Below are 22,821 nucleotides of genomic sequence, written 5' to 3'. Positions count from 1 at the left end.
CACCGCGACCCTCGACCTCACACCGACCGGAGAAGAAGGAGGGGTTTCCCCGATGACCATCCTGCGCGAGAACCTGGACACCGCCCTGGAGACCGCCGGCTGGACCGCGGTCTGCGCCTACACCGACCTGCTGCCCGAGGAGGGGGTGTGCGTCCTGGTGGACGGGCACCAGATCGCGGTGTTCCGCACCTTCGACGGCGACCTGTACGCGACCGGCAACCTCGACCCGTTCAGCGGGGCCTGGGTCCTGTCGCGGGGCATCGTCGGGACGCGCGGCGCGGAGCCGACCGTGGCCTCCCCCATGCACAAGCAGGTCTTCTCGCTGGTGACCGGCCGCTGCCTGGACGACCCGGCGACGGCCGTGCCGACCTATCCGGTCCGCCTGTCCGGCGGCGCGGTGGAGGTGAGGGTCCCTTGAGCTCCCCGGCCCCCCTGATCCCGTCGCAGGCCCCCTCGCGGGGGCCCTCTCCGGGGTCCCCGGAGACGGAGCCCGACGCGCTGGCCGGGTTCACCATCGGGGTCACCGCCACCCGGCGGCGCGAGGAGTTCTGCGCGCTGCTGGAACGGCGGGGCGCCCGGGTCGTGCAGGCCCCGGCGATCCGGCTGGTGCCGCTGGCCGAGGACGCGGACCTGCTGGCCGCGACCCGGGACGTCCTGGCGGGCCCGATCGACGACGTGGTGATCACCACGGGGGTCGGCTTCCGCGGCTGGACGGCCGCCGCCGAGGGGTGGGGGCTGTCGGGGGAGCTGTCGGCGCACCTGGCCGCCGCCCGGCTGCTGACCCGGGGCCCCAAGGCCCGCGGCGCGGTCCGGGCGGCGGGGCTGAACGACCACTGGACGCCGGCCACCGAGTCGTGCGAGGAGGTCAAGCAGCACCTGCTCGCCCAGGACCTGCGGGGCCGGCGCATCGCGGTGCAGCTGCACGGGGAGCCGCTGACCGGCTTCACGGCGGCGCTGCGCGAGGCGGGGGCCGAGGTCATCGAGGTGCCGGTCTACCGGTGGCTGCCCTACCGCGATCCGTCGCCGCTGCGCCGCCTGATCAGCCAGGCGGTCTCCGGCGGGGTGGACGCGGTGGCCTTCACCAGCGCCCCGGCGGTCCTGGCCATGCTCGGCGCGGCCCGCGCGGACGGGCTGGAGGAGGCTCTGCTGGCGGCGTTCGCCGGTCAGGTCGTCGCCGCCTGCGTGGGGCCGGTGACCGCCGCGCCGCTGGAGGAGCGCGGGGTGCCCGTGGTGCAGCCCGAGCGCGCCCGCCTGGGCGCGCTGGCCCGCACGCTCGCCACGCACCTGCCCGCCCGCGGCGTCACCCGGCTGGTCGCGGGCGGCCACGCACTGGAGATCCGCGGCCACGCCGTCGTCGTCGACGGCGAGCTCAAGCCGCTGCCGCCCGCCCCGATGGCGGTGCTCAAGCGCCTGGCCGACAAGCCCGGCCACGTGGTGGCCCGCTCGGAGCTGCGGACCGTGCTGCCCGGCGGCCCGTCCCGCGACTCGGCCGAGCACGCCGTGGAGATGGCGATCACCCGCCTGCGGCGGGCCCTCGGGCCGGCGGGCATCGTCGAGACGGTCGTCAAGCGCGGCTACCGCCTGGCGTGCGAACGCGGCGAGGGCGCGTGACGACGCTCGTCCTGGCCGCGCACGGGACGCGCAGCGCCGCGGGGGAGGAGACGCTCGCGGGCCTGCGCGACCTGGTACGGCGGGCCCGCCCCGGACGGCGAGTGGAGCTCGCCTTCCTGGAGATCAGCTCGCCCCTGCTGGCCGACGTGCTGCCCGGTCTGCCCGGCCCCGTGGTGGTGGTCCCCCTGCTGCTGGCCGGCGGCTACCACGTGCACATCGACCTGCCGGCGGTGGTCGCCGCCGCGCGCCCGGACGCGACGGTGGCCGCCCCGCTCGGGCCGCACCCGCTGCTGACCGCGGTGCTGGCCAGGAGGCTGGCCGCTGCGGGCCTGCGGCACACCGACGCAGTGGTGCTGGGCGCGGCGGGGTCCTCCGACCCGGCGGCGCTGGACGACGTGCGCGCGGCGGCGAGGCTGCTGTCGGCCCGGCTGTCGCGCCCGGTGCGGGCCGCGTTCGCCTCGGCGGGCAGCCCGACGGCGGCCGAGGCGGTGGAGGGGCTCAGGTCGGCGCCCGCACCGCGGATCGCGGTCGCCTCGTATCTCCTGGCCCCCGGCTTCTTCCAGAGCCGCCTGGAGGCCCTCGGCGCCGACCTGGTCGGCGCCCCCCTGGGGGTGGACCCCGATCTGGCGGAGCTGGTGTGGCGCCGCTTCGATCAGGCCGCGTGGGACTCCAGCCTCAGCTCCCGGATGATCTCCTCGGCGCTCTCGTCCCGGGAGGGCACGAAGTCGGTGCCGACGAAGAGCTCGTAGTAGGCGTGCCGGAAGCACCCGGCCAGCAGCAGCCGGGCGGTGGCCACCGGGTCCACCCGGGGTGAGACGCGGCCCGCGCGCTGCTCCGCCGCGAGGTAGTCCGTCAGCGGCACGACCTCCGACATCGGGCTGAGCCGGGTGTCCTTCATGGCCTCGCGGAACCGTACGGTGACCGAGGGGGAGGTGAAGGCGGGCAGCGCCACCGACTGGACCTCCGCGTAGTAGTCGATGCCCGCCCGGGCGATGGGCAGCAGGTTGTCGGCGACGCTGCCCTTGCCGACCAGGTGCATCAGGTCGTCGAGGATCTTCAGCCAGACCGGGAGCCTGTCCTGGAGCAGGGCGAGGAACAGGTCCACCGACTGCCCGGGAGCGGCGGAGCCCCGCATCTCCGGGTGGAGGAGGGCGTTCTCGCCGTCCTGGCGTTTCATGAACATGCCCATCTCGAGAACGCGGCGCCGCGTGTCCTGTGCTTTCTGGTACGGGTCGAGCCGGGGAGTCGCCATGGTTGCCCTTACGTGCGCAGTCACAGGGACAAGGTTCGGCGTGGGGGTGACGCCATCGGCCGGTGTTTGCCGAGCCGTGTTTCTCCTGGGTGTGCAATCGTTGCGAGTCCGCGATCTCCGCCGGGTGCGTTCCGGTGGAAATCCGGTGAGGACTGATTATTACCCGAAATCAGTGAGAAATGGGGTAAATAACGGTAACTCTGCGCTGTGTGTCTCAGCCGTCTCCGTCACGGCCGTGCGCCTCGGCCGTGACGGTCACGACCGTGCGCCTGTCTCCGTCACGGCCGTGCGTCTCAGTCCCCGTCGCGGTCGCGGCGGCGCAGGTAGCGCTCGAACTCCGCGGCGATGGCGTCGCCGCTCGCCTCCGGCAGCTCGGTGGCGTCCTTGCGCTCCTCCAGCTCCCGGACGTACTCGGCGACCTCGGTGTCCTGGGCGGCCAGCTCGTCCACGCCGTGCTCCCAGGCCCTGGCCTCCTCGGCCAGCTCGCCCAGGGGGATCGGGACGTCGAGCAGGTCCTCCATCCGGCTCAGCAGCGCCAGGGTCGCCTTGGGGTTGGGCGGCTGGGCGACGTAGTGCGGGACCGAGGCCCACAGGGAGACCGCGGGCAGCCCCGCGGCGCCGAGGGCGTGCTGCAGGACGCCGACGATGCCGGTCGGGCCCTCGTAGCGGCTCAGCTCCAGGTTGATCGCCCGGGCCAGCCCCTCGTCGGTGGCCGAGCCGACGATCGGCACCGGCCGGGTGTGCGGCGAGTCGTTGAGCAGCGCGCCGAGCAGCACCGCCAGCTCCACGCCCACCGCGCGGCAGACGCCGACGATCTCGTCGCAGAACGAGCGCCAGCGCATGTTGGGCTCGATGCCCCGCAGCAGGACCACGTCACGGGCGGAGCCGGGCGGCCGGGCCACCGACAGCTTGGTGGTGGGCCAGGTGAGCGACCTGGTCAGGCCCTCGCCCATCTCGACGATGGGCCGGGTGACCTGGAAGTCGTAGTAGTCCTCGGGGTCGAAGGAGACCAGCTCGGTGGCCTTCCACTCGGTCTCGAGGTGGGCGATCACTCCGCTCGAGGCCTCGCCCGCGTCGTTCCACCCCTCGAACGCGGCGATCAGCACCGGGTCGACGAGCTCGGGCAACCCCTCGAGTTCGATCACGCGCCGCCTCCTTGTCCCGCCTCTTTGCCTCCGGCTAAGCCTATGCGCTCGAGGCGGTCCCGCGTCACCTCCCGGAGGTGGTGCGGACGATCAGCACGTCGCACTCCGCCCGCTGCGAGACGCTCGACGGGACCGAGCCGAGCAGCCGCCCGGTGAGGCTGTTGAGCCCCCGGTTGCCGACCACCAGCAGGTCGGCGCGGAACCGGCCGGCCAGGGAGACCAGCACGTCGACCGGGTCGCCCTCCTCGGCGGCCAGCTCGATCGCCGGGGCGCCCGCGGCGACGGCGTGCCCGCGGGCGGCCCGCAGCGCGTCCTCGGCCGGGGTGGAGCCGCTCACCTTGTAGGACAGCTCGCCGAGCAGGTCGGCGGCCGCGCTGCGGTCGCGCTCGCGCATGGGGAGGTAGGCGCAGGCCAGCACGAGGGTGGCGCCGGTCGCGGCGGCCAGGGAGGCGGCGGCGGAGACGGCGCGGAAGGAGGAGGGGGAGCCGTCGGTGCCGACGACGACGGTGCGGTAGGCCATCGGGATGACACCTCTCGTAACGGGACGGGAATAATTGGACGGAAAGTGCAATTGCCACCGTGAACGATAGCCGCCGCGCGGTTCCCAGTAAGCTTCCGCCTATGACAAACGCACCGTCTTTCCGTGACGTCCTGGCCGAGCGCGTGATGGTCGCCGACGGGGCCATGGGAACGATGCTGCAGGCCCACGACGTCACCCTCGACGACTTCGAGGGCCACGAGGGCTGCAACGAGGTGCTCAACGCCACCCGCCCCGACATCGTCCGGGCCGTGCACGACGCCTACTTCGAGGTCGGCGTCGACTGCGTGGAGACCAACACCTTCGGCGCCAACCTCGCCGCGCTCGGCGAGTACGACATCGCCGACCGCGTCTTCGCCTACTCCGAGGCCGGCGCCCGCGTCGCCCGCGAGGCCGCCGACCACTGGTCCACCCCGGACCACCCCCGCTTCGTGCTCGGCTCCATCGGACCCGGCACCAAGCTGCCCACCCTCGGGCACAAGCCGTACGGCGAGCTCCGCGACGCCTACTACGACAACGCCGCCGGCCTGGTCTCCGGCGGCGCCGACGCGCTGATCATCGAGACCTCCCAGGACCTGCTCCAGGTCAAGGCCGCCGTCACCGGCGCCAGGAGGGCCATCGCCGACGCGGGCCGCGACGTGCCGATCATCGCCCAGGTCACCATCGAGACCAACGGCGCGATGCTGCTCGGCTCGGAGATCGGCGCGGCGCTCACCGCGATCGAGCCCCTCGGCGTCGACGTCATCGGCCTCAACTGCGCCACCGGCCCCGCCGAGATGAGCGAGCATCTGCGCTACCTGGCCCGCCACGCCCGGGTGCGCCTGTCGTGCATGCCCAACGCCGGGCTGCCCGTGCTGACCTCCGACGGCGCCTACTACCCGCTCAGCCCGGACGAGCTGGCCGACGCGCACGACACCTTCACCCGCACCTACGGCCTGTCGATCGTCGGCGGCTGCTGCGGCACCACCCCCGAGCACCTGCGCAAGGTCGTCGAGCGCGTCCGGGGCCGCGAGACCGCCGCCCGCCGCCCGCACCCCGAGGCCGGCGCCTCCTCGCTCTACCAGCACGTCCCCTTCCGGCAGGACACCTCCTACCTGGCGGTCGGCGAGCGGACCAACGCCAACGGCTCCAAGGCGTTCCGCGAGGCGATGCTCGCCGGCAACTGGGAGGAGTGCGTCGAGATCGCCCGGGCCCAGGCCCGCGACGGCGCGCACATGCTCGACCTGTGCGTCGACTACGTCGGCCGCGACGGCACCCAGGACATGCGGGAGCTGGCCTTCCGCTTCGCCACCGCCTCCACGCTGCCGATCATGCTCGACTCCACCGAGCCCGCCGTGCTGGAGGCCGGCCTGGAGATGCTCGGCGGCCGGGCGATCCTCAACTCGGTCAACTACGAGGACGGCGACGGCCCCAACTCCCGCTTCACCAGGATCATGAAGCTGGCCCGGGAGCACGGCGCCGCCGTGGTCGCCCTGACCATCGACGAGGAGGGCCAGGCCCGCACCGCCGCGGACAAGGTGCGCATCGCCACCCGCCTCATCGAGGACCTGACGGGCAACTGGGGGATGAGGGTCGAGGACATCGTCGTCGACGCCCTCACCTTCCCGATCGCCACCGGCCAGGAGGAGACGCGGCGCGACGGCCTGGAGACCATCGAGGCCATCGCCGAGCTCAAGCGGCGCTACCCGGCCGTGCAGACGATCCTGGGCCTGTCCAACATCTCCTTCGGCCTCAACCCGGCCGCCCGCGTGGTGCTCAACTCGGTCTTCCTCAACGAGTGCGTCAACGCCGGGCTGGACTCGGCCATCGTGCACGCCTCCAAGATCCTGCCGATGGCCCGCATCCCCGAGGAGCAGCGCCAGGTCGCGCTGGACATGGTCTACGACCGCCGCCGCGAGGGCTACGACCCGCTGCAGCGCTTCATGGAGCTGTTCGAGGGCGTCGACAGCGCCGCCACCGCCCTGTCCCGGGCCGAGGAGCTGGCCGCGCTGCCGCTGTGGGAGCGGCTCAAGCGGCGCATCATCGACGGCGAGAAGAAGGGCCTGGAGGCCGACCTGGACGAGGCGCTCGCCCAGCGCCCGGCCCTGGAGATCGTCAACGACGTGCTGCTGGACGGCATGAAGACGGTCGGCGAGCTGTTCGGCTCCGGCCAGATGCAGCTGCCCTTCGTGCTCCAGTCGGCCGAGGTCATGAAGGCCGCCGTGGCCTACCTGGAGCCGCACATGGAGCGGGTCGAGGGCGAGACCAAGGGCCGCATCGTGCTGGCGACCGTCAAGGGCGACGTGCACGACATCGGCAAGAACCTGGTGGACATCATCCTGTCCAACAACGGCTACGAGGTCGTCAACCTCGGCATCAAGCAGCCGGTCTCGGCGATCCTGGAGGCCGCCGAGGAGTCCGGGGCCGACGTCGTCGGCATGTCCGGCCTCCTGGTGAAGTCCACGGTCATCATGAAGGAGAACCTCGAGGAGATGAACTCCCGGGGCATCGCCGGAAAGTACCCCGTGCTGCTCGGCGGCGCCGCGCTGACCCGCGCCTACGTCGAGCAGGACCTCGCCGAGCTGTTCGAGGGCGAGGTCCGCTACGCCCGCGACGCCTTCGAGGGCCTGCGTCTGATGGACGCCTTCATGGCGGTCAAGCGCGGGGTGGAGGGCGCCAGCCTGCCGCCGCTGCGCGAGCGCCGGGTCAAGACCGGGGCGACGCTGACCCGCACCCCGGTGGAGGAGCTGCCCGCCCGCTCCGACGTGGCCGCCGACAACCCCGTCCCGGCCGCGCCGTTCCTCGGCGACCGCGTGGTCAAGGGCATCCCGCTCGCCGACTACGCCGCCTTCCTCGACGAGCGGGCGACGTTCATGGGCCAGTGGGGCCTCAAGGCCGCCCGCGGCGGCGACGGGCCGTCCTACGAGGAGCTGGTCGAGACGCAGGGCCGCCCCCGGCTGCGGATGTGGCTGGAGCGGATGCAGACCGAGGGGCTGCTGGAGGCGGCCGTGGCCTACGGCTACTTCCCGTGCGTCAGCGACGGCGACTCGCTGATCATCCTCGACGACGCCGGCAACGAGCGGACCCGGTTCACCTTCCCGCGCCAGCGCCGCGACCGGCACCTGTGCCTGTCCGACTTCTTCCGCTCCAAGGACTCCGGCGAGGTCGACGTGGTCGCCTTCCAGGTCGCCACCATGGGCGGCCGGATCTCCGAGGCCACCGCCGAACTCTTCGCGAAGGACGCCTACCGCGACTACCTGGAGCTGCACGGCCTGTCGGTCCAGCTCACCGAGGCGCTCGCCGAATACTGGCACGCCCGGGTCCGCTCGGAGCTGGGGATCGGCGGCGACGAGTCGCTGGAGGACATGCTCAAGGTCAACGTCACCGGCTGCCGCTACTCGTTCGGCTACCCGGCCTGCCCCAACCTGGAGGACCAGGTCCAGCTCGTGGAGCTGCTCGACCCCGCGCGGATCGGCGTGAAGCTGTCGGAGGAGTTCCAGCTCCACCCCGAGCAGTCGACGTCCGCGCTGATCGTCCACCACCCCGAGGCCGGCTACTTCAACGTCTGAGAACGGCTGAAAACGTCTGGGAACGGCTGAGGCGGAGGGGGCACCCGGGGATGGACGCGGTCCTGTTCGACATGGACGGGCTTCTCGTGGACAGCGAGAAGGTCTGGTTCGAGGTCGAGACCGAGGTGATGGCGCGGCTGGGCGGCGACTGGGGACCGCAGGACCAGGAGCACCTGGTGGGCGGCTCCATGCCGGCCACCGTCGCCTACATGCTCAAGGTCTCCGGGTCGCCGGCCGACCCCGCGGACGTGGCGGCCTGGATGCTCGAGGGCATGATCGGCCGCCTGTCCGGCGGGGTGGAGCTCATGCCGGGCGCCGCCGAACTGCTGGCGGCCGTACGGCGGGCGGGGCTGCCCGCCGCCCTGGTCACCTCCTCCTCACGGAAGATCGCCGACGCCTGCCTGCAGAGCATCGGCAGGCACCACTTCGACCAGGTGGTGACCTGCGACGACGTGGAGCGGACCAAGCCCGACCCCGAGCCCTACCTGACCGCGGCCCGGCTGCTCGGCGCGGACCCGGCCCGCTGCGTCGCGCTGGAGGACTCCCCCAACGGCGTGACCGCGGCCACCGCCGCGGGCTGCCGGGTGGTGGCGGTGCCGAGCGTGCTGCCGATCCCGCACGCGCCCGGCCGCCTGGTCGTGGGGTCCCTGCGCGAGGTCGGCGTCGAGCTCCTGCGGGCGCTGTCCGAGGGCGACGCGGAGGCCCTCCCCGAGGCGCGGAGCTTCGACCCCTAAGGGATGATCCCTCCCTGAGAAGGAGGATCGCCCGCGGATTCGCGTGCCAGGATGGAAATCCGGGTACACGACGACGAGGGGGACGATCCGCCATGACATTCGACCAGATCGCATGGTTGCCGGTCTGCGCCGGGCTGACCGGTGCGGGACTGGTGCTGAGCTTCCTGCTGCTGCGCCGCAGAGGGGCCGCGGCGGGGCTGCGCGCCGCGGCCTGGGCGCTGCTGCCGCTCGCCGCCTACCTGACCGGCGCGCTGCCGACCCTGTGGCAGATCGGCACGGCGGTCACCGGGTTCGTGACCGGCCTGGTGCTCAACCCCACCGTGTGGGCCGGGGTGGCGGTGGCCGGGGTCTCGGTGCTGCTCTTCCTCGTCTCGGGCTTCATGCGGGGACGGCGCCTGGCGGCCGCGCGCGGGGCGGCCCCGGCCGCGACGGCGGCCCCCGGGGCTCCCGCGGTCCAGAGCGCCGCCGCGGGACAGGGCGCCGCCGCGGTCACCCAGCCGCTGCCGAAGCGCACGCCCGCGACGGCCAGGCCGGCTCAGAAGCCCGCCGCGAAGCCCGCCGCCCAGCCCGTGGCCGACGACGACTTCTCCGACATCGAGGACATCCTCAAGCGCCGAGGGATCGGGTGAGGCCGTGGATCGGTCCTGGTTGTGTCACAAAACCAAGACATAACCGGAACGCCACTCAGACATCCACGTCAAGATCAGAACGAATGAATTTCACGTAAATCACAGTTAAGCCACATAGCCCCCCAACGGACTAGTCACCGCAGATCAGCCCATAGATTCTGCGAGGCGGGACCGCGGAAAACGGGCCCGTAGACTTCAGGGCGCGACACCCCGGACCGGGGCACGCGCCCGTCGGACAACGTCGTCTGGGACCCAGGGGGCCACTGTATGACCGCACCGCTCGACGCGCCCGGCAAGGCTGCCGAGGCCGAGCCGGAGGCCGTAGTCGCGGGCGTGAGCGGGAAGGCCATCCAGGGCCGCTCGCTCGGCCAGATCGCGTGGATGCGTCTCAAGCGCGACAAGGTCGCGCTCACCGGCGCCGGTGTCGTCGTCTTCCTGATCCTCGTCGCGACCTTCGCGCCACTGATCGTGGGCTGGTTCGGCCATCCGCCGAACGAGTTCCACCAGGAGATGATCGACCCCTCCACGATGACGCCCAAGGGCGGCTCCGGCATCAGCGGGGAGTTCCTGTTCGGCGTGGAGCCGCTCAACGGCCGCGACCTGTTCAGCCGCGTCGTCTACGGCGCGCGGATCTCCCTGCTCATCGCCTTCCTCGCCACCGTGCTCTCGGTGGTCATCGGCACCGTCATGGGAGTCATGGCCGGCTACTTCGGCGGCTGGGTCGACACCGTGATCAGCCGGCTGATGGACATCTTCCTGGCCTTCCCGCTGCTCGTCTTCGCGATCGCCCTGGTCGGCGTGCTCGGCCAGTTCGAGCAGCAGCTCGGGGTGCAGGGCGACACGCTCCGCATCCTGCTCCTGATCTTCGTGATCGGCTTCTTCAACTGGCCCTACATCGGCCGGATCATCCGGGGGCAGACGCTCTCGCTGCGTGAGCGCGAGTTCGTCGACGCCGCCCGCAGCCTCGGCGCGCGCGGGCCGTACATCCTGTTCAGGGAGATCCTGCCGAACCTGATCGCGCCGATCCTGGTCTACGCCACGCTGCTGATCCCGACGAACGTGCTGTTCGAGGCGGCGCTGTCGTTCCTCGGCGTCGGCATCCAGGCGCCCACGGCGACCTGGGGCGGCATGCTCGCGCAGGCGGTGAAGTTCTACACCGTCCCGCACTTCATGTTCTTCCCGGGCATGGCGATCTTCATCACGGTGCTGGCGTTCAACCTCTTCGGCGACGGGCTGCGCGACGCGCTCGACCCGAAGTCCTCGCGCTGACCCGGCTCACACACCGACCGCTCCTGTTCCATCTCCCTATCCATCAAGGGGTGCAAGCAATGAAAAAGGGATCCGCACTGGGCCTCACGGCCGCGGGCGTCGTTCTCACCGTGGGCCTCGCCGCCTGCGGCGGCGGCAGCAGCGAGGGCAACAAGGCCGGCCAGACCGGCGGCGACAAGGCGAGCGCCCCGGCCGCGCAGGAGGCGTTCAACGCCGGCGTGGACAAGGTGTTCAACCCGTCCGACGCCAAGGGCGGCACGCTGAAGTTCGCCATCTCCGAGGACTGGGACTCCGTCGACCCGGGCGACACCTATTACGCCCTGTCGTGGAACCTCGTCCGGATCTACGGACGCTCGCTGGTGACCTACACCCCGGCGCCCGGCGCCGAGGGCCGCAAGCTCTCCCCGGACCTGGCCGAGAGCCTGGGCGAGTCGAGCGACGGCGGCAAGACCTGGACCTACAAGCTCCGCGCCGGCGTGAAGTTCGAGGACGGCACGCCGGTCACGTCCAAGGACGTGAAGTACGCGGTGCTGCGCTCCATGGACAAGGAGACCTACCCCAACGGCCCGACGTACTTCAACGACTGGCTGGACCTGCCGAAGGACTTCAAGAGCGTCTACAAGACCCCGGACGTCAACACCGACTCCGCGATCGAGACGCCGGACGACCAGACGATCGTCTTCCACCTGAAGGAGCCCTACGCCGGCTTCGACAACTTCGCCGCCCTGCCCGGCACCATCCCGGTGCCCCAGGCCAAGGACACCGGCGTCAAGTACCGCGAGCACGTGATCGCCACCGGCCCCTACAAGTTCGAGAAGGTCGAGGCCGGCAAGCAGTACACGCTGGTCCGCAATGAGAACTGGGACCAGGCGACCGACCCGGTCCGCAAGGCCCTGCCGGACCGCTACGAGATCACCCTCGGCGTCAACGCCGACGACCTCGACAACCGGATCATCTCCGGCGACCTGCACGTCGACCTGGCCGGCTCCGGCGTGCAGCCGGCCGCGCTCGGCCGCGTGCTGAGCGACCCGGCGATGAAGGCGCGGGTGGACAACCCCACCGGCGCCCGCACGTGGTACACCTCGATCATCGGCGACGTGGCCCCGCTGGACAACGTCGACTGCCGCAAGGCCGTCATCTACGCGGCCGACCGGGTCGGCCTGCAGAACGCCTACGGCGGCGAGTTCGCCGGCGGCGAGATCGCGACCGGCCTGATGCCCCCGTCGATCGGCGGCTGGAAGAAGCTCGACCTCTACCCGACCGGCACCGGCGACGCGGCGAAGGCCAAGGAGGCCCTGGCCGCGTGCGGCAAGCCCGAGGGCTTCGAGACCACCATGGCCTACCGCGCCGACCGCCCGAAGGAGAAGGCGACCGCCGAGTCGCTCCAGCAGGCGCTGGCCAAGGTCGGCATCAAGCTGACCCTCAAGGGCTACCCGACCAGTGACTACTTCACCCTGTACGCCGGCAAGCCGGAGTTCGTGAAGAAGAACGGCATCGGCCTGGCCACCAACGGCTGGGGCGCCGACTGGAACGACGGCTTCGGCTTCATGTCCCAGATCGTCGACAGCCGCACGATCCGCGCCTCGGGCAACTACAACCTGAGCGTCAAGGACAAGGAGGTCGACGCGCTGGTCGACAAGGCCAAGCTGGAGACCGACACCGCCAAGCGCGACGCGATCTGGGCCCAGATCGACCAGCTGGTCATGGAGCGGGCCTACGTGCTGCCCTCCGTGTGGTCCAAGAGCGTGCTGGTCCGCCCGCAGGGCGCGAGCAACGTGTTCGTCACCGGCGCGTTCGACATGTACGACTACCTGGGCATGGGCGTCCAGCAGTAAGTCCTGCCGGAAACCCGTTCAGACGAAAGCCAAGGCGTAAGGGGGCCGGCCCACAAGGCCGGCCCCCGGAGCCGGGGGGACTGTGGTCACATACATCATCAGGCGCCTGATCGGCGCCCTGCTCATGCTCGTCATCGTGAGCATGGTCACATTCTCGATCTTCTTCGTGGTTCCCCGGATGGCGGGCGCCACGTCGGAGGACTTCGCCAACCGCTACCTGGGCAAGGCCGCGACGGCGGAGATGGCCGCGGTGGCGGCGGAGAAGCTCGGGTTCAACGACCCGGTCCCGGTGCAGTACGGGCGCTGGATCAAGGGTGTCTTCGCCGGCGCCGAGTACGACACCGGCGCCTCGGTCGAGCAGTGCCCCGCTCCCTGCTTCGGCTACTCCTTCGTCAAGCGGCAGCCGGTCTGGCCGGAACTGGTCGACCGGATCCCGGTGACGCTCTCGCTCGCCGTCGGCGCGTCGGTCATCTGGCTGATCGGCGGCGTCGCGGTCGGCGTGCTCTCCGCCCTCAAGCGCGGCTCGTTCTTCGACCGCGCCGCGATGAGCGTCGCGCTCGCGGGCGTCTCCCTGCCGATCTTCTTCACCGGCATCGTCTCCCTGGTGGTCTTCAGCTACGGGATGGGCATCACCGCTCCCGGCGGCGCCTACACGCCGTTCGAGGAGAACCCGGCGGAGTGGGCCTACAACCTCCTGCTGCCCTGGATCACCCTGGCCTTCCTCTACGCGGCCTCCTACGCCCGGCTCACCCGCGCGGGCATGCTGGAGACCATGGGCGAGGACTACATCCGCACCGCCCGGGCCAAGGGCCTGCCCGAGTCCACCGTGATCTCCAGGCACGGCCTGCGCGCCGCGCTCACCCCGATCGTGACGATCTTCGGTCTGGACCTGGGGCTGCTGCTCGGCGGCGCGGTGCTCACCGAGAGCACCTTCTCGCTGAAGGGCATCGGCGACTACGCCGTCCAGGCGATCATGACGAACGACCTTCCGAAGATCATGGGCGTCACCATGGTCGCGGCGCTCTTCGTCGTGGTGGCGAGTCTGATCGTCGACCTGCTGTACGCGGTGGTCGACCCGAGGGTGAGGCTGGGATGAGCACTCCGACGAGCTTCCTCGAACTGAGGGACCTGCGCATCCACTTCCCGACCGACGACGGTCTGGTGAAGTCCGTGGACGGGCTCTCCTACAAGCTCGAGCGCGGCAAGACCCTCGGCATCGTGGGCGAGTCCGGCTCCGGCAAGAGCGTGACCTCGCTGGGCATCCTGGGCCTGCACAAGGGCACCCGGGCGAAGATCTCCGGCGAGATCTGGCTGGACGGCGAGGAACTGGTCAGCGCCTCCGCCGAGCACGTGCGGCGGCTGCGCGGCAAGAAGATGGCGATGATCTTCCAGGATCCGCTGTCGGCGATGCACCCCTTCTACACCGTCGGCCAGCAGATCATCGAGGCGTACCGGATCCACCACAAGGTCAGCAAGAAGGTCGCGCGCAAGCACGCGATCGACATGCTCGGCCGGGTGGGGATCCCGCAGCCGGAGCGGCGCGTCGACAGCTACCCGCACGAGTTCTCCGGCGGCATGCGTCAGCGCGCCATGATCGCGATGGCCCTGTCGTGCGACCCCGAGCTGCTGATCGCCGACGAGCCGACCACCGCGCTCGACGTGACCGTGCAGGCGCAGATCCTCGACCTCATGCGGGACCTGCAGCGCGACTTCAACGCGGCGCTCATCATCATCACCCACGACCTGGGCGTCGTGGCCGAGCTCTCCGACGACATCCTGGTGATGTACGGCGGCAAGTGCATCGAGTACGGCACCGCCGAGGACATCTTCGAGCGTCCCGAGCACCCCTACACCTGGGGTCTACTGGGATCGATGCCCCGCCTGGACCGCGAGCCGACCGAGCGGCTGCTGCCGATCAAGGGCAACCCCCCGTCGCTGATCAACGTGCCCTCGGGCTGCGCCTTCCATCCGCGCTGCGCCTTCGAGGGCCGCACCGGCGGCAAGGCGAAGACCGAGGTGCCGGCGCTGCTGGAGTCCTCGGGCGGCCACCTGGTCCGGTGCCACATGCCGCCGGAGCTCAGGCGGGACATCTGGGAGAACGAGATCAAGCCGAGTCTGGAGTCCTCATGAGCGAGCCGCTGCTGTCGGTGCAGGGGCTGGAGAAGCACTTCCCGGTCACCAAGGGCCTCTTCAAGCGCCAGGTCGGCGCGGTCAGGGCGGTGGACGGCGTCAGCTTCGACGTCTTCAAAGGCGAGACGATCGGCCTGGTGGGCGAGTCCGGCTGCGGCAAGACCACGACGGGCCGGCTGATCACCAGGCTCATCGAGCCGACGGGCGGGAAGGTCGTCTTCGAGGGCAACGACATCACCCACATGTCGCAGTCGAGGATCCGGCCGCTCCGCCGCGACATGCAGCTGATCTTCCAGGACCCGTACTCCTCGCTGAACCCGCGGCACACGGTCGGCGCCATCGTCGGCGCGCCCTTCCGCATCCAGGGGGTCAAGACCGAGCAGGGGATCAAGAAGGAGGTCCAGGACATCCTCGCCCTGGTCGGCCTGAACCCCGAGCACTACAACCGCTACCCGCACGAGTTCTCCGGCGGCCAGCGCCAGCGCATCGGCATCGCGCGGACCCTCGCGCTCAAGCCCAAGCTGATCATCGCCGACGAGCCGGTCTCCGCGCTGGACGTGTCGATCCAGGCCCAGGTCGTCAACCTGCTGGAGGACCTGCAGAACGAGCTGGACCTGACCTACGTGGTCATCGCGCACGACCTGTCGGTGGTCCGGCACATCAGCGACCGGGTCGCGGTGATGTACCTCGGTAAGATCGTCGAGCTCGCGGACCGCAAGAGCCTGTACGACGCGCCGATGCACCCGTACACCAACGCGCTGCTGTCGGCGGTCCCCATCCCCGACGTCAAGCACCGGGGCGACCGCGAGCGGATCCGGCTGCAGGGCGACGTGCCCAGCCCGCTCAACCCGCCGCCCGCCTGCCGCTTCCACACCCGGTGCTGGAAGGCCCAGGTGGTCTGCAAGACGGAGGAGCCGCCGCTGGTGGAGCTGGCCCCCGGCCACCAGGTGGCCTGCCACTTCCCGGAGAACGCCGACAAGATCTCGGCTCCGGCGGCCGCGAAGGTCGCACAGAACGTGCAGGACGCGCAGCACCCGAAGGGCACGATCGCCTGAGCGCGGCCCGGCCGCCCGAGGGACGCCCGGCGGGGCACGGCTCGCACGAGCCGTGCCCCGCCGGGCGTTCCCGTACCGCGGGCCGGACGCTCCCCGCCGGGAACGCCGGGAACGCCAGGAGGGCCCGGCGGTGCCATCCGGCGACCCACTGTCACATTTCTGCCACATCCTCTCACCGAGGGTGGTCAGCCGCGCCGCCCCCGGTGGATCCTTCGATCACCGGAGAGCCGGTCCGCGCGGGCGGTCGCGATCCGGCGGTGAGACGGCTATGAGGTGCAGCATGCGACGAGACGGTGTGCCCCTGCGCAGGACGGCGGCGGTGATCGCGGGTTCGGCCCTGGTCCTGGCCGCCGCGGCGTGCGGGGACGATCCGGCCCCGGGGACCCCCCGGGCGGCGACCGCGGAGGAGCCGGTCCTGGTCTTCGCCTCCTCGGCCGACCCCGCCATCCTCGACCCGGCCTTCCACAGCGACGGCGAGTCCTCCCGGGTGACCAGCCAGATCTTCGAGACGCTCGTGATCACCGAGCCGGGCGGCACCGGGGTGGCGCCCGGCCTCGCGGAGAGCTGGAAGGTCAGCGAGGACGCCGACACCTACACGTTCACGCTCCGCCCGGGCGTGCGGTTCCACGACGGCGAGCCGCTGACCGCCGCGGCGGTCTGCGCCAACTTCGAGCGCTGGTACAACTTCACCGGCCTGGCCCAGTCGGACTCGGTCTCCTACTACTGGGTGACGGTCTTCCGGGGCTTCGCGAAGAACGAGTCCGGCACCCTCCGCAAGAGCCTGTACGGCGGCTGCGCGGCACCGGACGACAGGACCGTCGAGCTGCGGCTCACCGAGCCGTCCGCCGCCGTGCTGTCGGCGTTGACGCTGTCGTCGTTCGGCATCGCCAGCCCCAGGGCGCTCAAGGCGTACCGGGCCGACGAGGTCGCCGGGACCGCGGACTCGCCTCGGTTCACCGGGACCTTCGGCACCCGGCACCCGATCGGCACCGGCCCGTTCAGGTTCGCCCGCTGGATCCGCGGCGACCGGCTGGAACTGGTGCGCAACGACGACTACTGGGGCGAGAAGGCCAAACTCAGCAAGATCGTGTTCCGGCCGATCGAGAAGGCCGCCGACCGGGCCCGGGCGCTGCTGGCCGGCTCGGTGCACGCCTTCGACTACGCCGACCCGGCCGACCTGGAGGCGCTCAAGCGAGCCGGCGCGCAGGTGCTGGAGCGGGCGTCGTTCAACATGGGGTACCTCGGCTTCAGCCAGAAGACCGAGATCATGCGCAACCGGAGGATCCGCCAGGCCATCGCCCACGCGATCGACCGCGACAGGATCGTCGGCACGCGGTACGGCCCGGGCGCGAAGGTCGCCCAGGCGTTCATGCCGGACAGCATGTGGGGCCACAGCGAGGACTTCGCCGGATACGGCCACGACGTGGCCGAGGCCCGGCGGCTCGTCGCCGAGTCCGGGGTCTCGGAGCCGACCCTGGAGTTCTGCTACCCCAGCGGGGTCAGCCGCGCCTACATGGTGGACCCGGAGGGCAATTTCCGGTTGATGAAGGCCGACCTGGAGGCCGCGGGCTTCACGGTGAGGCCGAGGACCCTGCCGTGGAGCCCCGGCTACCTCGACGCCGCCCGGGCCGGTGACTGCCCGCTGTACCTCCTGGGCTGGAACAGCGACTTCGGCGACCCGGACAACTTCCTCGGCACGTTCTTCCAGTCGTTCTCCAACCAGTGGTCGTTCCGGAACGAGAAGATCTTCGAGGTGCTGGACCGGGCCGAGAAGGAGCCCGAGCAGGCCGTGCGGGAGAAGCTGTACAGGCGGGCGAACGCGCTGCTGGCCGACTTCGTGCCGGGCGTGCCGTACGCGCAGAGCCCCTCGTTCTCGGCCGCGGCCAGGAACGTGACCGGCTGGACGCCGAGCCCGGTGCTGCCCAGCGACTCCTTCGCCAGGGTCGCGCTGAGGTGACCGGCCGCGCTCCCGGCGCCCTCTGCGCCGGAGTCGGGATCCTCACCGTCAGCCCAGGGCGGACATGACGGGAGCGAAGAACCGGCTCCGGTCCCCGGGGAGCGGCCCGGCGCCGAGGACCATGTCCGAGGTCCGCATCCCCGCCGCCACGCCCCGGGCCTCCAGCCACGCGGCCAACTCCGGGCGGTCGTCGGCGACCTCGACGCGGACCGGCCCCGGCGTCCGGGCGGCGAGGTCGGCGATCAGCGCCCGGGCGGTGCCGGGGTCCGCCGCGATCACCGGCCCGACGACGGTGTTGGCCACGTTGCGCCACCGCCCGGCGTAGCCGGCGATCCCCCCGCGCCCGTCCTCGACCACCCGCAGCTCCTCGGCGAAGTCCGCGTACCTCTCCAGCATCGCCGACCTGTCGGCGCCGGCGACCTCCGCGTCCAGGTCGGCGATCGCCTTCAGGTCCTCCGGCGCGGCCGCGCGGGAGGACCCCGCCGCCTCCCCGCCGAAGACGCCGACGTGCATGGCCGCCGCACCCGTCACCCGGAAACCGAGGCGTTCGTACAGGGGGCGGCCCATCGCGGTCGCGTTCAGGAACACCGTCGCGCCGCCCGCCCGCTCCACCGCGTGCCGGACCAGGCGGCCGGCCAGTCCCCGGCGCTCGCGCCGCTCGGCCACCAGCACCATGCTGACCGCCGCGGTGCGGGAGCCGTACCGGGTCAGGACCGTCGTGGCGACGAGCGTGCCGTCCGGATCGGTGATCCCGTAACCCTCGCCGCCCTCCAGCAGGAAGCGCCACTTGCGCTCCTCGCGCCCCCACCGCCGGCTCTCGGCCAGGTCCAGGCAGGCGTCCAGGTCGTCGGAGGTCAGTTCACGGATCAGCATGAACCGATCATGCACGCCGCGGGCCGCGGCGGTCCGATAGTTTCCGGGCATGCCGATAGCCGATGGCTATTGTGGCTGTATGAGCGTGACACTGCCCGCCGTACGGGCGTTCGTCGAGGTCGCCAGGGCCGGTTCCTTCCGGGAGGCGGCGGCCTGCCTCGGCGTCAGCCAGCCCACCGTGAGCGCCGCCGTCAGACGCCTGGAGGCGGCGGCGGGGGAGCGGCTGCTGGTGCGGGACCGCGACGGGGTGCGGTTGACCGAGCACGGCGTCAGGGTGCTGGCGCACGCGGCGAGTGTGGTCAGCGCCGCCGACGGGCTGGAGGCGGAGCTGGCCGGGCGCTCGCCGGGGCTGACCGTGGGCTTCATGGGAGAGGCGGCGGGCGCGCTCACCGCCGGGCTGCTCGACGAGGTGCGCCGCGTCTCCGGCCGCGAGGTACGGCTGCGCCGCTTCGACTTCGACGACCCGTCCTGCGGCCTGCTGACCGGGGTCAGCGACCTGGCCGTGGTGTGGCCGCCGCTGACCACCGGGGACGCCCTGGAGGTCCGGCCGCTGGGCACCGACCGGCGGGCGGTCGCGGTGCCGGCCGGCGACCCGCTGGCCCGGCGGGCGGAGGTGGACCCCGCCGAGCTCGGCGGGCGCGTCTGGGTGGTGCCGAGCAGTCCCGACCCCGTCTGGCGGGCCTTCCGCCACCCCGGCTCCATCGGGGTGCCCGACGTGGTGGGAGAGGTCGGCTCCGGCGCGATCGAGGAGACGCTGGAGCTGGTCGCGGCGGGCCGGGGCGTCGCCCTGCTCTCGGAGAGCACCGACGAGCACTACGCCCGCACCGGGGTGGTCTTCGTCCCGCTCCCGACCGACCACCGGTGCGCCACCGCCGTCGCCTGGCGGCGCGGCGACACCCGCCCGGTGCTGACCGGCGTCGTCGCGGGGCTCTGACGCCCGAGGTGCGGGCGGGTCCGGGACCCCCGAGGCGAGTCGCGGCGGGGCTCTGACGGTGTCCGGGACCCGCCGAGGGGTGCGGCCTAGGAGAGGGCGCCCGGTGTGATCAGGCCGGTCTCGTAGGCCAGGACCACGGCCTGGACGCGGTCGCGCAGGCCGAGCTTGGTGAGCACGTTGCCGACGTGGGTCTTGACGGTCGTCTCGCTCACCACCAGCTCGGCGGCGATCTCCGCGTTGGACATGCCGCGCGCGATCAGCTTCAGCACCTCCAGCTCGCGGTCGGTGAGCCGGTCCAGACGGGCGGGGGTGGACTGCTGGTGGACCGAGGGCAGGCGGGCGCCGAACCTGTCCAGCAGCCTCCGGGTGACGCTCGGCGCGACGATGGCGTCCCCCGCCGCGATCACCCGGATGGCCTGCACGAGCTCGTCCGGCGGGACGTCCTTCAGCAGGAAGCCGCTGGCCCCGGCGCGGAGCGCCTCCACGATGTACTCGTCCAGGTCGAAGGTGGTCAGCACCAGGACCCTCGGCACGTGCGCGCCGCCGGTGGCCTCGCGCACGATCCGGCGGGTCGCCTCGATGCCGTCCACGCCCGGCATGCGGATGTCCATCAGCACCACGTCGGGCAGCAGCGCCCGCGCCTGGTCCTGGGCGACCTTGCCGTCACCGGCCTCGCCGACCACCGTGATGTCCGGCTCGGCCTCCAGGATGAGGCGGAAACCGGTGCGCAGCAGCGGCTGGTCGTCCACGAGCAGCACCCTGATCGTCATCGTGCATCCTTGAGGGGGAAACGGGCGTCGACCTCGAATCCGCCCTCCGAACGCGGGCCGATCCTCAGGATTCCACCATAGAGTGCGACGCGTTCGCGAATGCCGACCAGCCCGTGGCCGCTCCGCTCCCCTTCGGGGACGGGCACGGGGCCCCGGCCGTCGTCCTCGACCCGGACGGTCAGCTCACCGGGGCCGCGCCGTACGGTCACCCAGGCGCGGGCGCCCGGTCCCGCGTGCCGCAGGGAGTTGGTGAGCGCCTCCTGGACCAGCCGGTAGGCGGCCAGGTCCACCCCCGGCGGCAGCGGGGGCGCATGCTCCTCCCCGTCCCCGTGCCTGTCCCCGCTCCCGACCCCGACCCCGTCGGGGCCCGCGTCCCCGTCCCCGCTCCTGACCCCGTCGGGGCCCGCGTCCCCGTCCTCCTCCGCATCCACGCCCGTGCAGGAGCGGACCCGCCCCGCCCCGTCGACCTCCTCGAACCGCAGCCGCGTGCGCAGGCCCGCCTCGGACATCTGGGCGGCCAGGGCGGGGATCGAGCGGACCCCCGGTCGCGGCTCCCGCTCGGCGGGGGTCGACTCGGTCCTCAGCACGCCCACGATGCCGCGCATCTCGGCCATCGCGGCCCGGCCCGTGTGCTCGATGGCCGACAGCGCCTCGCGGGCCCCGTCGGGGTTGTTCGCCAGCACCCGCCGGGCCGCGGCGGCCTGCACGGTCATCACGCTCACGTGGTGGGCGACCACGTCGTGCAGCTCCCGGGCGATCCGGGAGCGCTCCTCGGCCCTGGCGGCCCGGGTGTCGGCCTCCCTGGCGCGCTCCAGCCGGTCCGCGCGGTCGCGCAGCTCCGCCAGGTAGGCGTGGCGCAGCCGGAGGCTCCGTCCCACCAGCCAGCACGTCACGGTGAGGACGACCTCGAACAGCTGGGAGGTCCAGTCGGCGAGGTCGCCCCGCGCCGCCGCGGCGACCAGCCGGCCCGCGAAAGCCGCCGTCAGCGCGCCCAGGCTGAGCGCCAGGCCGCGCCGGGCGGCGACGGTGTAGACCAGCCAGAGGGCGGCGAACCCGAGCACCGGGCCGTCCTCGCCGAGCAGGGCCAGCGTCAGGTCGGCGGTGAGGACCAGGCCGAGCGCCGGCAGCGGGCGGGAACCGCGCAGCACCGTGGCCAGGCATCCCAGCACGAGCAGGGTCAGGGCCGGCCAGCCGGGCGCCCCCGCCCCGGTGGGACCGTCCTGCGCGAGGGGGAGGTGGACGGAGGAGACCGCGGCGGCCGCCAGCAGCACCGCGACGACCGCGTCCGCGAGCAGCGGCCGGTCGTGGAGCCAGGGCCGCAGGCCGCCCAGGGTGTTGCGCACACAATCAATCTAGGCGTCCTGCCCGGAGCTCCACCCTGCTGGAGGGGGAGATCGGCCTCATCCCTGCGGACGAGCCCGCGGGGCGCCGCCCGGGAGCGGACCCGGCGGCCGCGCGCCCGCGCGGCGTGCGGCCGGTGCCGTACGGACGGGGACGAGTCCGCGGGGCGCGCCGCCCGTACGGCGTGCGCCCGTGCCGGGCCGTACGGCGCTCAGACCTCGTCGGTGGCCTCCTTGACCGCGCGGCGGGTGCTGCGCACGGTGTCGCCGGGCTGGCGGGTCGGCAGGGGCGGGGGAGTGCCGCCGAACTCGGGGCACAGCTCCTTGTAACTGCACCAGTCGCACAGGCGGCTGGGCCGGGCGACCCACTCGCCGCTGTCCAGCGCCCGCTCGATGGCCGTCCACAGGGCCTGGACCTTGCGCTCGGTGGCCCGCAGGTCCGCCTCGTCGGGGGAGTAGCGCAGGATCTCGCCGCCGCCTCCGAGGTACATCAGCTGGAGCAGGCGGGGCACCGAACCGTGCAGCCGCCACAGCACCAGCGCGTAGAACTTCATCTGGAACAGAGCCCTGCCTTCGAAGGCGGGGCCCGGCGCGCTCCCGGTCTTGTAGTCGACGACCCGGACCTCGCCGGTGGGCGCGACGTCCAGCCGGTCGATGTAGCCCCGCAGCATCAGGCCGCTGTCGAGCACCGCCTCGACGTACAGCTCCCGCTCGGCGGGCTCCAGCCGGCTGGGGTCCTCCAGGGTGAAGTAGCGCTCCAGCAGGGCGCGGGCCTGGGCCAGCCAGCGCGCCTGCTCCTCCTCCCCGTCGAACATGCCGGCGTAGGCGGGCTCCCGCTCCAGCAGCCGCCGCCACTGGGGCTCCAGCAGGTCCAGGGCCGCGGCGACGGTGCGCGCGGGCGCCGGCAGGTCGTAGAGCCGCTCCAGCACCGCGTGGACCACCGTGCCGCGCACGGCGGCGGGCGACGGCGGCTCGGGCAGCTGGTCGATCACCCGGAACCGGTAGAGCAGCGGGCACGTCATGAAGTCACCGGCACGGGACGGCGACAGCGCTCCGACGATCGTGGGCTCGGTCAGTGACATGTCCGCACTGTAGGCCACCCCGGTGACAGTTCGCGCTCGAGACGGCCGCTCGGAGCCGACGGACCCGCCGCCGGCGCGTAGCATCGAGGCCGGGAAGCGGTGTGCGACGAGGAGTGGTG

20 protein-coding genes are annotated in these 22,821 nt (G+C 72.2%); 13 read left to right on the top strand and 7 right to left on the bottom strand.

Going from position 1 to position 22,821, the window contains the following annotated elements; all coding sequences use genetic code 11:
- Positions 1–52 precede the first annotated feature (52 nt).
- The 3 genes from nirD to HS048_RS23960 are packed head-to-tail and all read left to right on the top strand — an operon-like array spanning position 53 to position 2,360.
- Positions 53–418 carry a nitrite reductase small subunit NirD gene (nirD, locus tag HS048_RS23970; RefSeq protein WP_068899346.1) on the top strand — a complete coding sequence of 122 codons (366 nt, stop codon included), beginning with the start codon at positions 53–55 and terminating at the stop codon, positions 416–418.
- Positions 415–1,611, top strand: coding sequence for a uroporphyrinogen-III synthase (locus HS048_RS23965; protein WP_230881860.1), 1,197 nt, complete (start codon positions 415–417; stop codon positions 1,609–1,611). Before nirD ends, HS048_RS23965 begins: the two co-directional genes overlap by 4 nt.
- Positions 1,608–2,360 carry a sirohydrochlorin chelatase gene (locus HS048_RS23960; RefSeq protein WP_196468739.1) on the top strand — a complete coding sequence of 251 codons (753 nt, stop codon included), beginning with the start codon at positions 1,608–1,610 and terminating at the stop codon, positions 2,358–2,360. The genes HS048_RS23965 and HS048_RS23960 overlap by 4 nt, the downstream gene beginning before the upstream one ends.
- Here HS048_RS23960 and HS048_RS23955 read toward each other — a convergent pair.
- From HS048_RS23955 to HS048_RS23945, 3 genes are all read right to left on the bottom strand, one after another.
- On the bottom strand, positions 2,264–2,863 hold the full coding sequence (locus tag HS048_RS23955; RefSeq protein WP_153054371.1) for a hypothetical protein: 600 nt from the start codon (positions 2,861–2,863) through the stop codon (positions 2,264–2,266). The two genes, HS048_RS23960 and HS048_RS23955, sit on opposite strands and share 97 nt — an antisense overlap.
- Before the next feature lie 293 nt (positions 2,864–3,156).
- A complete protein-coding gene (locus HS048_RS23950) occupies positions 3,157–4,008 on the bottom strand; it encodes a PAC2 family protein (RefSeq protein WP_068899351.1) in 852 nt (283 codons plus the stop codon).
- A 64-nt stretch (positions 4,009–4,072) separates the two neighbouring features.
- Positions 4,073–4,528, bottom strand: a complete 456-nt coding sequence (locus HS048_RS23945; RefSeq protein ID WP_068899352.1) for a universal stress protein — start codon at positions 4,526–4,528, stop codon at positions 4,073–4,075.
- Between the two features lie 101 nt (positions 4,529–4,629).
- On the opposite strand from HS048_RS23945, the gene metH reads away from it, so the two are divergent.
- From metH to HS048_RS23900, 9 genes are all read left to right on the top strand, one after another.
- A complete protein-coding gene (gene metH, locus HS048_RS23940; RefSeq protein ID WP_191895098.1) occupies positions 4,630–8,094 on the top strand; it encodes a methionine synthase in 3,465 nt (1,154 codons plus the stop codon).
- A gap of 50 nt (positions 8,095–8,144) precedes the next feature.
- Entirely contained in the window at positions 8,145–8,828 is a 684-nt protein-coding gene (locus HS048_RS23935; protein WP_068899356.1) for an HAD family phosphatase, read from the top strand.
- A gap of 92 nt (positions 8,829–8,920) precedes the next feature.
- A complete protein-coding gene (locus HS048_RS23930; RefSeq protein WP_196468738.1) occupies positions 8,921–9,457 on the top strand; it encodes a cellulose synthase in 537 nt (178 codons plus the stop codon).
- Between the two features lie 267 nt (positions 9,458–9,724).
- Positions 9,725–10,726: an ABC transporter permease gene (locus tag HS048_RS23925; RefSeq protein ID WP_068899359.1), complete on the top strand. Its 1,002-nt coding sequence runs from the start codon at positions 9,725–9,727 to the stop codon at positions 10,724–10,726.
- Between the two features lie 59 nt (positions 10,727–10,785).
- Positions 10,786–12,561: an ABC transporter substrate-binding protein gene (locus HS048_RS23920; RefSeq protein WP_196468737.1), complete on the top strand. Its 1,776-nt coding sequence runs from the start codon at positions 10,786–10,788 to the stop codon at positions 12,559–12,561.
- A gap of 82 nt (positions 12,562–12,643) precedes the next feature.
- The gene (locus HS048_RS23915; protein ID WP_068899361.1) at positions 12,644–13,657 is read left to right on the top strand and encodes an ABC transporter permease; all 1,014 of its coding nucleotides are present in this window, start codon (positions 12,644–12,646) and stop codon (positions 13,655–13,657) included.
- Entirely contained in the window at positions 13,654–14,691 is a 1,038-nt protein-coding gene (locus HS048_RS23910) for an ABC transporter ATP-binding protein (RefSeq protein ID WP_068899362.1), read from the top strand. Before HS048_RS23915 ends, HS048_RS23910 begins: the two co-directional genes overlap by 4 nt.
- Complete coding sequence (locus HS048_RS23905; protein WP_196468736.1) at positions 14,688–15,746, top strand: ABC transporter ATP-binding protein; 1,059 nt, start codon at positions 14,688–14,690, stop codon at positions 15,744–15,746. Before HS048_RS23910 ends, HS048_RS23905 begins: the two co-directional genes overlap by 4 nt.
- 280 nt (positions 15,747–16,026) lie before the next feature.
- The gene (locus tag HS048_RS23900; protein ID WP_196468735.1) at positions 16,027–17,703 is read left to right on the top strand and encodes an ABC transporter substrate-binding protein; all 1,677 of its coding nucleotides are present in this window, start codon (positions 16,027–16,029) and stop codon (positions 17,701–17,703) included.
- A gap of 48 nt (positions 17,704–17,751) precedes the next feature.
- Here the strand turns inward: HS048_RS23900 and HS048_RS23895 are convergent, their stop codons facing one another.
- Positions 17,752–18,576 (bottom strand): GNAT family N-acetyltransferase, encoded by an 825-nt coding sequence (locus tag HS048_RS23895; RefSeq protein WP_068899368.1) that lies wholly within the window; start codon positions 18,574–18,576, stop codon positions 17,752–17,754.
- 79 nt (positions 18,577–18,655) lie between these two features.
- On the opposite strand from HS048_RS23895, the gene HS048_RS23890 reads away from it, so the two are divergent.
- The gene (locus tag HS048_RS23890) at positions 18,656–19,510 is read left to right on the top strand and encodes a LysR family transcriptional regulator (RefSeq protein WP_196468734.1); all 855 of its coding nucleotides are present in this window, start codon (positions 18,656–18,658) and stop codon (positions 19,508–19,510) included.
- Positions 19,511–19,596: 86 nt separating this feature from the next.
- Here HS048_RS23890 and HS048_RS23885 read toward each other — a convergent pair whose 3' ends face one another.
- From HS048_RS23885 to HS048_RS23870, 3 genes are all read right to left on the bottom strand, one after another.
- A complete protein-coding gene (locus HS048_RS23885) occupies positions 19,597–20,280 on the bottom strand; it encodes a response regulator transcription factor (protein WP_068899371.1) in 684 nt (227 codons plus the stop codon).
- A complete protein-coding gene (locus tag HS048_RS37490) occupies positions 20,277–21,623 on the bottom strand; it encodes a sensor histidine kinase (protein WP_307832614.1) in 1,347 nt (448 codons plus the stop codon). The genes HS048_RS23885 and HS048_RS37490 overlap by 4 nt, the downstream gene beginning before the upstream one ends.
- A gap of 209 nt (positions 21,624–21,832) precedes the next feature.
- Positions 21,833–22,702, bottom strand: a complete 870-nt coding sequence (locus tag HS048_RS23870; protein ID WP_196468733.1) for a RecB family exonuclease — start codon at positions 22,700–22,702, stop codon at positions 21,833–21,835.
- Positions 22,703–22,821: the final 119 nt, after the last annotated feature.

Source organism: Planomonospora sp. ID91781, from assembly GCF_015711595.1.
GTDB lineage: Bacteria > Actinomycetota > Actinomycetes > Streptosporangiales > Streptosporangiaceae > Planomonospora > Planomonospora parontospora.
This window is presented reverse-complemented; position numbering and strand designations above follow the sequence as displayed.

Coding starts and splice junctions, on each gene's coding strand:
- HS048_RS23905 (WP_196468736.1), top strand. CDS start 14,688: ATGAGCGAGCCGCTGCTGTCGGTGCAGGGGCTGGAGAAGCACTTCCCG.
- HS048_RS23955 (WP_153054371.1), bottom strand. CDS start 2,863: ATGGCGACTCCCCGGCTCGACCCGTACCAGAAAGCACAGGACACGCGG.
- HS048_RS23885 (WP_068899371.1), bottom strand. CDS start 20,280: ATGACGATCAGGGTGCTGCTCGTGGACGACCAGCCGCTGCTGCGCACC.
- HS048_RS23870 (WP_196468733.1), bottom strand. CDS start 22,702: ATGTCACTGACCGAGCCCACGATCGTCGGAGCGCTGTCGCCGTCCCGT.
- HS048_RS23900 (WP_196468735.1), top strand. CDS start 16,027: ATGCGACGAGACGGTGTGCCCCTGCGCAGGACGGCGGCGGTGATCGCG.
- nirD (WP_068899346.1), top strand. CDS start 53: ATGACCATCCTGCGCGAGAACCTGGACACCGCCCTGGAGACCGCCGGC.
- HS048_RS23925 (WP_068899359.1), top strand. CDS start 9,725: ATGACCGCACCGCTCGACGCGCCCGGCAAGGCTGCCGAGGCCGAGCCG.
- HS048_RS23945 (WP_068899352.1), bottom strand. CDS start 4,528: ATGGCCTACCGCACCGTCGTCGTCGGCACCGACGGCTCCCCCTCCTCC.
- HS048_RS23895 (WP_068899368.1), bottom strand. CDS start 18,576: ATGCTGATCCGTGAACTGACCTCCGACGACCTGGACGCCTGCCTGGAC.
- HS048_RS23890 (WP_196468734.1), top strand. CDS start 18,656: ATGAGCGTGACACTGCCCGCCGTACGGGCGTTCGTCGAGGTCGCCAGG.
- HS048_RS23930 (WP_196468738.1), top strand. CDS start 8,921: ATGACATTCGACCAGATCGCATGGTTGCCGGTCTGCGCCGGGCTGACC.
- HS048_RS23910 (WP_068899362.1), top strand. CDS start 13,654: ATGAGCACTCCGACGAGCTTCCTCGAACTGAGGGACCTGCGCATCCAC.
- HS048_RS23920 (WP_196468737.1), top strand. CDS start 10,786: ATGAAAAAGGGATCCGCACTGGGCCTCACGGCCGCGGGCGTCGTTCTC.
- HS048_RS23935 (WP_068899356.1), top strand. CDS start 8,145: ATGGACGCGGTCCTGTTCGACATGGACGGGCTTCTCGTGGACAGCGAG.
- metH (WP_191895098.1), top strand. CDS start 4,630: ATGACAAACGCACCGTCTTTCCGTGACGTCCTGGCCGAGCGCGTGATG.